The organism is Sulfurimonas sp., assembly GCF_027056685.1.
Lineage (GTDB): Bacteria > Campylobacterota > Campylobacteria > Campylobacterales > Sulfurimonadaceae > Sulfurimonas.
Genome location: NZ_JALUKE010000191.1, coordinates 1 through 7,986, shown reverse-complemented (window position 1 = coordinate 7,986; position 7,986 = coordinate 1). Strand labels below are relative to the sequence as shown.

General features: G+C 40.6%; 12 protein-coding genes. 9 read left to right on the top strand and 3 right to left on the bottom strand.

Translation table 11 applies throughout. The features are described from left to right. Both MVY38_RS08545 and MVY38_RS08540 read left to right on the top strand, forming a co-directional pair. The coding region (locus MVY38_RS08545) for an N-acetylmuramoyl-L-alanine amidase (RefSeq protein WP_297485263.1) at positions 1–831 on the top strand (831 nt) is incomplete at its 5' end. Continuing rightward, entirely contained in the window at positions 828–2,300 is a 1,473-nt protein-coding gene (locus MVY38_RS08540) for a sodium:solute symporter (RefSeq protein ID WP_297485261.1), read from the top strand. The genes MVY38_RS08545 and MVY38_RS08540, both read left to right, overlap by 4 nt. On the opposite strand, the gene MVY38_RS08535 is transcribed toward MVY38_RS08540, so the two are convergent. Both MVY38_RS08535 and MVY38_RS08530 read right to left on the bottom strand, forming a co-directional pair. Next, entirely contained in the window at positions 2,297–2,602 is a 306-nt protein-coding gene (locus tag MVY38_RS08535; RefSeq protein WP_297485259.1) for a type II toxin-antitoxin system RelE/ParE family toxin, read from the bottom strand. The genes MVY38_RS08540 and MVY38_RS08535 overlap by 4 nt on opposite strands. Next, positions 2,587–2,775: a hypothetical protein gene (locus MVY38_RS08530; protein ID WP_297485257.1), complete on the bottom strand. Its 189-nt coding sequence runs from the start codon at positions 2,773–2,775 to the stop codon at positions 2,587–2,589. Before MVY38_RS08530 ends, MVY38_RS08535 begins: the two co-directional genes overlap by 16 nt. A gap of 154 nt (positions 2,776–2,929) precedes the next feature. Here MVY38_RS08530 and MVY38_RS08525 point away from each other — a divergent pair, with 154 nt between their 5' ends. From MVY38_RS08525 to arsC, 7 genes are read left to right on the top strand one after another with little or no spacing between them, the layout of a single operon-like run. After that, positions 2,930–3,208 carry a ribbon-helix-helix domain-containing protein gene (locus MVY38_RS08525; protein ID WP_297485255.1) on the top strand — a complete coding sequence of 93 codons (279 nt, stop codon included), beginning with the start codon at positions 2,930–2,932 and terminating at the stop codon, positions 3,206–3,208. Further along, positions 3,189–3,521 carry a type II toxin-antitoxin system RelE/ParE family toxin gene (locus MVY38_RS08520; protein ID WP_297485252.1) on the top strand — a complete coding sequence of 111 codons (333 nt, stop codon included), beginning with the start codon at positions 3,189–3,191 and terminating at the stop codon, positions 3,519–3,521. Before MVY38_RS08525 ends, MVY38_RS08520 begins: the two co-directional genes overlap by 20 nt. Beyond that, positions 3,518–4,615, top strand: a complete 1,098-nt coding sequence (locus tag MVY38_RS08515; protein WP_297485250.1) for an anhydro-N-acetylmuramic acid kinase — start codon at positions 3,518–3,520, stop codon at positions 4,613–4,615. The genes MVY38_RS08520 and MVY38_RS08515 overlap by 4 nt, the downstream gene beginning before the upstream one ends. Further along, a complete protein-coding gene (locus MVY38_RS08510; protein ID WP_297485248.1) occupies positions 4,602–5,540 on the top strand; it encodes a phosphotransferase in 939 nt (312 codons plus the stop codon). Before MVY38_RS08515 ends, MVY38_RS08510 begins: the two co-directional genes overlap by 14 nt. Continuing rightward, the gene (gene murU / locus MVY38_RS08505) at positions 5,537–6,196 is read left to right on the top strand and encodes an N-acetylmuramate alpha-1-phosphate uridylyltransferase MurU (RefSeq protein WP_297485246.1); all 660 of its coding nucleotides are present in this window, start codon (positions 5,537–5,539) and stop codon (positions 6,194–6,196) included. Before MVY38_RS08510 ends, murU begins: the two co-directional genes overlap by 4 nt. Next, a complete protein-coding gene (locus MVY38_RS08500; RefSeq protein ID WP_297485244.1) occupies positions 6,183–7,166 on the top strand; it encodes a lytic murein transglycosylase in 984 nt (327 codons plus the stop codon). Before murU ends, MVY38_RS08500 begins: the two co-directional genes overlap by 14 nt. Further along, positions 7,167–7,520, top strand: a complete 354-nt coding sequence (arsC, locus tag MVY38_RS08495; protein WP_297485242.1) for an arsenate reductase (glutaredoxin) — start codon at positions 7,167–7,169, stop codon at positions 7,518–7,520. Here arsC and MVY38_RS08490 read toward each other — a convergent pair. After that, positions 7,509–7,946: a dCMP deaminase family protein gene (locus MVY38_RS08490; protein ID WP_297485240.1), complete on the bottom strand. Its 438-nt coding sequence runs from the start codon at positions 7,944–7,946 to the stop codon at positions 7,509–7,511. The two genes, arsC and MVY38_RS08490, sit on opposite strands and share 12 nt — an antisense overlap. Positions 7,947–7,986: the final 40 nt, after the last annotated feature.

Below are 7,986 nucleotides of genomic sequence, written 5' to 3'. Positions count from 1 at the left end.
ATCAGTGACGATATGCAGATGCGCGCCATCTCCAAATACTACTCACTCAAAGAGGCAACGACCCTCGCCATAAACGCAGGTGTGGACATTTTGCTCTTTGGAAATCAGCTCTCACACAACTCCGTAAAAGAGATAGTTGAAACGATATTTACACAGGTAAAAAACGGTAAAATTCCACTCCAAAAAATCATAAACGCAAATGAAAAAATAGAGTATCTCCTTACAAAAAACTCCATCATCCAAAAGCCCATCATCTTCACAACAAAACGCAAAGTAATGACAAAAGCCTACATCAAAAAGCACTACGGTATTGACGCGAAAAACATTACCATAAAGCCAAAAATCATCGTCTTGCACTGGACAGCCGTCACCAACTTTAAAGATAGCTACGCACGACTCTACCCTGAAAAACTCTTCTCAGACCGAAAAGACATCGCGGCAGCCTCGCAGCTCAATGTCTCCGCACATTTCTTGGTTGATCGCGATGGAACTATCTACCAACTTATGCCAGATAATTGGATGGCGCGCCATGTCATAGGACTCAACTACTCCGCCATCGGTGTGGAAAATGTCGGCGGAGAGGCAAACAAAAAAGAGGATCTCACCCCTGCACAAGTAGCAGCGAACATCCGACTTGTTAAATATCTCAAAATGAAATACCCCGACATCGGCTACCTCATCGGGCATTATGAGTACAAAAAAATGCAGACAACTCCACTTTGGCTCGAAAAAGATGCCTCGTACAGAACCACCAAAGCAGATCCAGGTAAGAAATTTATGCAAGCCGTCCGCAAAGGCGTTGCATCTTTACATCTTAAAGGTGCAGAGTGAGCAGCTCTTTTAGCGCCATAGATTGGTTCGTTTTTGGCTCCTATTTTCTTGTGCTTGCCATCAGCTCCTATCTCTTCTCACAGGTACAAGTCCACTCCTCTCGCGAATACTTCACAAGTGCAAACACTATGCCCCTGCTTGGAGTTGCCATCTCCATCGTCGCCACTTCACAATCTGCGGCGACCTTTTTAGGTGTGCCAGAGTTCTCCTATCTGCACGACTTTACTTTCATCGGCTTTTATCTTTCTTCCCTGCTTGCCATACTCTTTATAAACAAATATTTCGTGCCGCGCTTTTACGCCATAAACGCAGTGACAGTCTATGAACTCTTGCAAAACCGCTATGGCGAACGCGCCAAAAAAGCAGCTGGCTTAATGTTTCTGCTCGGACGAGTAATGGCAAGTGGCGCAAGGCTCTACATCGGTGCGCTTGCTGTGAGTATGATTTTGTTTATGGACATCACTTTTTCTCATATGTTTCTCTCTTTTATCATTTTACTCCTTGGCGCACTTGCCTACACCTACTTTGGCGGCATCAAGTCCATCATCTACAGTGACATCATTCAGGCTGTCACCTATGTCGGTGCGGGGATTTTTGTCTTTTGGTACTTGTATGTTTCTCTTGGGGATGTGAACATATTGCAAATACTTCAAGAGCATCATAAGCTGCGTTTACTCGACACTTCACTCGATGGCAAGTTCAGCATCTTTGGACTGCTCACAGGATGGCTGCTGCTCAATATCGCTGCGTTTGGACTTGACCAAGATATGACACAAAGGGTACTGAGTTGCAAAAACAAGAGCGACGCTGCAAAATCACTCCTGCTCTCCATCGTTTTTACCATCCCTATTGTGCTGCTTTTTCTTGGCATCGGGGCACTTTTGTACCTCCACTACCACGCAAACTCAGTCTCACAAAACTTTCACGGCGAGAGCATCACTATATTTATGTACTACATTCTCAACGAAATGCCAACAGGACTCAAAGGCTTGGTAACAGTCGGAGCAATAGCCGCCGCACTCTCTTCGACAAACTCCGTCTTAGGCGCGATGGCTTCTGTTGCCGTTGAAGACATTTACAAACCATACAAACGCAGCCATGCTCCACAAACAACAGAAGCACACTTTCTCAAAGCCTCAAGAGTTGCCGTACTGCTCTTTGCCTTTATTCTGCTAATAATGGCAACACTCAGCTACTTCTGGCAACGATACAGCGACCTCTCACTCATCAGCTTCGCCCTCGGTGTAATGAGCTTTGCATACACTGGACTTCTAGGCGTATTCTTCTCCGCTATCTTCACTTCACGCGGTACAGAAAAGCTTGTCCCCTACTCCCTCATAGCAGGATTTTTCACTGTTTTAGCCCTACAGCCATACACCTTTGGCATTCATGTAGGATTTGCTTGGCAGATGGTTATAGGAACAGGGGTTGCGTTTGGGGTTATGCAGTTAAGGAAAACCGCTATCTAAGTTTTACGTTGCTGATGGTTTTCAAGAAGCCTTTTGCCATGAACTACAGCTACAAATAATATATCTTGATTGTTTATTTTATAGATAAGTCTATAACTATAAACAAAAATTTCTCGAATTTTTGTGTCATTAAATTCAGGAACTTTACGACCTAGTTCTGAAAATTCTTGTAATATTTCTGCTTTTTCAAAAAACTTTGAAACTACTGATTTTGCATAAGTTGGGGAATCTTTTTCTATATAAGTGGCGATTGACTCAATATCTTCAAGAGCCTCTTCTGACCACTTTAGTGTGAAAGCCATTTAGCCATTCTTTGTTTTGCATCTTGATGTGATGAGATTTCACCATTTTCAGCACGGCTAATACCATTTTTAATTTTTTCTACAACATAAAGGTGATATTGAATATCTTCATAAGTACAGTTATCTGGAAGACTTTGAATCATCTCTTGTGCTTCTTCTTTTACAGCTCCCATGCACTCTCCCTTTTTGTCTGTATTATAGCATATCTAAGATTTTACCTAAAAATAGAGATGAAGTCGATCTCCAAATTATTAAGAGAAAAATTATTTGATTTGACTAAAATATATAAATAATATATAATATTGATATACAAAATAGGAGTGAATTATGCATAACCTTTCAGAATTACAAAAGCAACAGGTCGGACTGCGTTTACCAAAATATCTGCTTGATGATATTGATGAGTTTACAAAAGCCTATTCGCTCAATCGTACAGATATTATAGTTGAAGCGGTCAAGTCATATATTCAAGAACAAAAAGCGGAGATTTTTTATGACTCTTTTGAAAACTCTGCAAAAGAGTTAAAAAGTGTCTTATCATCTAAAGAAAAACAGAACAACTTACAATCACTTGATGAGCTCATAGATGAACTTGAACATAATTAGTTTAGAGAGCTTCAAGCGTGACATTAAAAAACTTTTTAAAAAGTATAAGCAAATTACAAAAGACCTTAAAACACTGCAACAGGAATTAAAACAAAATCCAAAAGCAGGCATAGAACTCGGTTCTCATTGCTACAAAATCAGGGTTGCAAATTCCTCTGTTCCAACTGGTAAGAGTGGTGGATTTCGAGTAATTTATTACTATTTAGACAATAAAAACAATATTTACCTTATGGCAATTTACTCCAAAAGTGACCTCTCTAATATAAGCGAAAGTAAAATTTTAGCAATATTACAAGAAAACGACCTCATATGAAACAACTTACTGAACTCTACATCGGTGTAATGAGCGGCACATCCTTAGATGGAGTAGATGTAGCACTTTGTGAACTCTCGCATGACTCTTGCAAACTCATTCACTCTCTTGAGTATCCGCTCCCTGCCGAGCTTAAAGCCGAAATACTTTCCATTATAAACGCAGCGACAAGTATTAAAGAGGTGGGGAGTTTACATACAAAGCTTGGGCAGCTCTTTAGCGATGCCCTCAATGCACTTTTAACTGCGTTTGACATAGATGCGAGAAGTGTAAACGCAGTGGGGCTACATGGGCAGACACTTTGGCATGAGCCAAACGCAGCGTTTCCTTTCTCTTTGCAACTTGGTAATGCCAATGTTGTTGCAGCACAAACTCACACAACAACTGTAGCAGATTTTCGTGGAATGGACATTGCAAACGGTGGGGAGGGTGCGCCTTTTGCTCCTGCATTTCATCACTTTTTATTTGGCTCTTCTAAGATAAAACGCGGGGTTGTCAACATTGGCGGCATGGCAAATCTTACTGTTTTAGGCGAAAAGTTACTTGGTTTTGATGTGGGCTGTGGGAATGTTTTACTTGATTATTGGGTGGATGCTAAACGCAGTCAGAAGTATGACAAAGATGGTCTCTTTGCAAAGAGTGGCAAAGTTCATAATGCTCTGCTTGATGCACTCCTTGCAGATGCCTACTTTCAAAAAGCTGCTCCTAAAAGTACGGGCAGAGAGTATTTTAATGCCGCTTGGCTTGAGAGTAAACTTACTGCGTTTAGTGGTGTGAGTGATGCAGATGTGCAAAGAACACTCCTTGAGCTCACTGCACAAAGCATTGCCAATGAGCTAAAAATATTTCATATTCAAGAGCTTATACTCTGCGGTGGTGGTGCAAAAAACAACTTTTTGGTAGAGCGACTGAATACGCTTTGTGAGTGTGAAGTTACACACAGTGAAGCCTACGGTGTGGATGGTGACTTTTTAGAAGCAATGCTCTTTGCGTGGCTTGCCCACAAGCGCCTGCACAAAGAGAAAGTTGCACTCAAAAGTGTTACCGGTGCGAAAACAGATTCTATTCTTGGAGCGATTTATGAAGCAAGTTAGCGAGTACATACAAACAACACCCTACAAAGAGTATGATATAAGCATCGCCTCTGCCGATGCGAGTTTTAGAAAATACTACCGCCTTACAAAAGATGACAAAAGCTTTTTGTTGATGGACAGCTCACTTGAAAAAGAGTCACTCATACCTTTTTTGAATGTCACGAAAAGACTCAAAAAAGCAGGGGTCAATGTACCTGAAATCTATGCGAAAAATCTCTCGCTTGGGTATCTTATATTAGAAGATTTTGGCGATACACATCTACTCTCACAGCTAAACGCAGCGAATTTTAAAACGCTCTACAAACAAGCCATAGATGAAATCATTACCATGCAAAAGGCAGAGACAGCAGGTCTGCCACTCTATGACAAAGCATTTTTACACTTTGAGATGGAGTTGATGCAAGAGTGGTTCTTAGAGAAAAAACTTGGACTAACACTCACACAAACGCAGCTAACGTTAGTAGAAAAATCACTTGAAAATATTGCAAACGCAGTGCTTGAACAGCCGCAAAACATCTTTGTGCATAGAGATTACCACTCACGAAATATTATGCTGACATCTAGCAACCAACTCGGCATCATTGACTACCAAGATGCCATGAACGGCGCACTTACTTACGACTTGGTCTCACTTCTTAAGGACTGCTACATCGCCTTTAAACGCAACGACATAGAAGAACTTGCACTCTACTTTCGAGATAAGAAGGACTTAAGTATCAGCGATGCAGAGTTTCTGCGTTGGTTTGATTTTATGGGATTGCAGCGCCACATCAAAGTGCTTGGCATCTTCTCTCGTCTACATCTTCGTGATGGCAAAGATGGCTACCTTAAAGACATTCCACTCACAAGAAAATATGTTATAGATACAGCCAAGCGTTATGATGAGACAAAAGAGCTCGCTTCGTTTTTGGAGCAACACTCATGAGAGCGATGATACTAGCAGCAGGACGCGGAGAACGCATGCGTCCACTCACAGACACTCTGCCAAAACCGTTGCTTGAAGTGGGAGGCAAAGCACTCATAGTCTGGCACATAGAAAATCTTGCACGCAACGGTTTTACAGAGGTTATCATCAACATTGCACATCTGGGGTATAAAATTCCAGAGTATCTCGGTGATGGCTCAAAGTGGGGCATAGATATCACCTACTCCGATGAGCAACAAAGCGGCGCACTTGAGAGTGCCGGAGGCATCATCAAAGCACTGCCACTACTAGCAGACGAGCCTTTTTTAGTGCTAAACGCAGACATATTTTGTGCATACGAGTATGACGCTGCGTTTGTACTCGGCGACACACTCGCACACCTTATTCTTGTGCCAAATCCACCGCATAATGAAAAAGGAGACTTTGGGATTGATGGTGATTTAGTGCTAAACGCAGCCGACATTATGTACACCTTTTCAGGCATAGGCTATTACCATCCCAAACTTTTTGCACATCAAAAGTTACAAAAAAGCCCACTTGCACCACTTTTGCGAGAGTTTGTGGACAAAGGTCTTGTAAGTGGCTCGTTATTTAATAAAATGTGGCACGATATAGGAACTCCACAAAGGTTGCAGCAGATAAATGAAACACTTTAACATACTCTTTTTACTCCTTTTTAGCTCCCTCCTCTCAGCACACTACAATGACTGCGATTTTAAAAATAAAAACTATGAAGATATATGTCATACGGTGGTAAAACACGGCGTATCGTATAAATATGCCAATGAATTTTTACTCTCCTACTTTAAAACACAAAAGTTCGATGAAGTAAGCTGGAGGTATCTGCAACCCTCAAAAATAAAATACCATAGAGAAAAAGAGAAAGAAGCGAATAATGTCCTTGTAAAATATGTCCCAAAGATGGTTGTAAACTTGAAAAAATACAAAAAAGTCTATGACCTTGCAGAGAAGAAGTATGGTGTAAACCGTGAGATCATCGCGGCCATTTTACTTAAAGAGACAAAGCTCGGCAAAATAAAACCTACGCATGATGCCTTTATAGTCTTTAACACCATTGTCGTGCGAACCAAACCAAAAACTTCTCGTGAAAAATGGCTGCTTAAAATGGGCAAAACAAATATGGCTTCCATCATTGAACACTGTTACAAAGAGGGTGTCACCCCTGAGCAGTGTAACCTGCCTAGCTCTTATGCAGGAGCGGTGGGCATTCCTCAGTTTATGCCAAACAGTTTTGCCTACACAGACTCTTACAAAGGTAAAGTTGCAGATATTACCAAAATGCCAGATGCTATTCTTTCTGTGGCAAAATTTTTACATATAAAAGCGAAGTTTGACACCCTCATTGACTTCTCAAAGATGCCTAATGTTCCTAAAGTAGAAGCAGCATGGTATAAGTATGATTTTCAAAATGAGAATGCTTCATTTTGTTACGAGAAGAGCCGCAGTGGAAAAATCTATCAATGTTTTACAAAAGATAGAGAGGAACTACAGTATATGAAAAAATATGTCCAAAAAATAATGCGCTATAATAACTCTTCAAATTACGCTGTAGGCGTTATGCGTCTGGCGTATGATGCACATAAATTATTAGAAGGAAAACAATAGATGAGTAAACTAACCATAATGCACAACCCACGCTGCTCAAAATCACGAGAAGCAGTGAAAATACTAGAAGAAAACGGTGTAAACGCAGAGATAGTCAAGTACCTTGAGACACCACTGACAAAAGAGGAGATAAAAGAACTACTGAAAATGTTAGGCATAAACGCAAGAGATTTAATGCGTACAAAAGAGGAGATTTACAAAGAGTTAAATCTTAAAGATGTAGAAGATGAAGAGAAGCTCATAGAGGCGATGGCTGAGCATCCAAGACTTATAGAGCGCCCGATTGTCATAAAAGATGACAAAGCAGTCATTGGCCGTCCACCTTCAAAAATCGTTGATTTTTTAAAGGCTTAAACGCTCAATACTCACTCCATTATCTTTTAAAAACTTCGAGATAATTTCAGAGTGAGTATGCTCATAAGGCCTGTCATAAACAATGCGTTTAATACCACTCGCTATGAGATTTTTACTACACTCACTGCATGGTTCAAGTGTTACATAGATAGTCGCGCCCTCTATGCTTATACCTTTTCTTGCTGCCCATATAATGGCATTCATCTCTGCATGAATCTCATAAGTCTTAGACCATTCATGATGTTCTGAAGTGTATTCGCCGTCCCAATAATCACAACAGTTTACATACCCTGGAGGTGTTCCATTATAACCCGTACTTAAAATACGCCCATCTTTTACAATAACTGCTCCAACTTGTTTAGAGACACACTTCGATGCAGAGGCAATTTCTGTTGCTATTTTTATAAATATTTGATCACTTAACATATTTTTTACTTTGGCATTCTAATAATACGAATATCTGCAT

Excerpts from the sequence above, each read along its gene's own strand:
- murU (WP_297485246.1), top strand. The coding sequence starts at position 5,537 with ATGAGAGCGATGATACTAGCAGCAGGACGCGGAGAACGCATGCGTCCA.
- MVY38_RS08490 (WP_297485240.1), bottom strand. The coding sequence starts at position 7,946 with ATGTTAAGTGATCAAATATTTATAAAAATAGCAACAGAAATTGCCTCT.
- MVY38_RS08510 (WP_297485248.1), top strand. The coding sequence starts at position 4,602 with ATGAAGCAAGTTAGCGAGTACATACAAACAACACCCTACAAAGAGTAT.
- MVY38_RS08525 (WP_297485255.1), top strand. The coding sequence starts at position 2,930 with ATGCATAACCTTTCAGAATTACAAAAGCAACAGGTCGGACTGCGTTTA.
- arsC (WP_297485242.1), top strand. The coding sequence starts at position 7,167 with ATGAGTAAACTAACCATAATGCACAACCCACGCTGCTCAAAATCACGA.
- MVY38_RS08520 (WP_297485252.1), top strand. The coding sequence starts at position 3,189 with ATGAACTTGAACATAATTAGTTTAGAGAGCTTCAAGCGTGACATTAAA.
- MVY38_RS08535 (WP_297485259.1), bottom strand. The coding sequence starts at position 2,602 with ATGGCTTTCACACTAAAGTGGTCAGAAGAGGCTCTTGAAGATATTGAG.
- MVY38_RS08500 (WP_297485244.1), top strand. The coding sequence starts at position 6,183 with ATGAAACACTTTAACATACTCTTTTTACTCCTTTTTAGCTCCCTCCTC.
- MVY38_RS08515 (WP_297485250.1), top strand. The coding sequence starts at position 3,518 with ATGAAACAACTTACTGAACTCTACATCGGTGTAATGAGCGGCACATCC.
- MVY38_RS08530 (WP_297485257.1), bottom strand. The coding sequence starts at position 2,775 with ATGGGAGCTGTAAAAGAAGAAGCACAAGAGATGATTCAAAGTCTTCCA.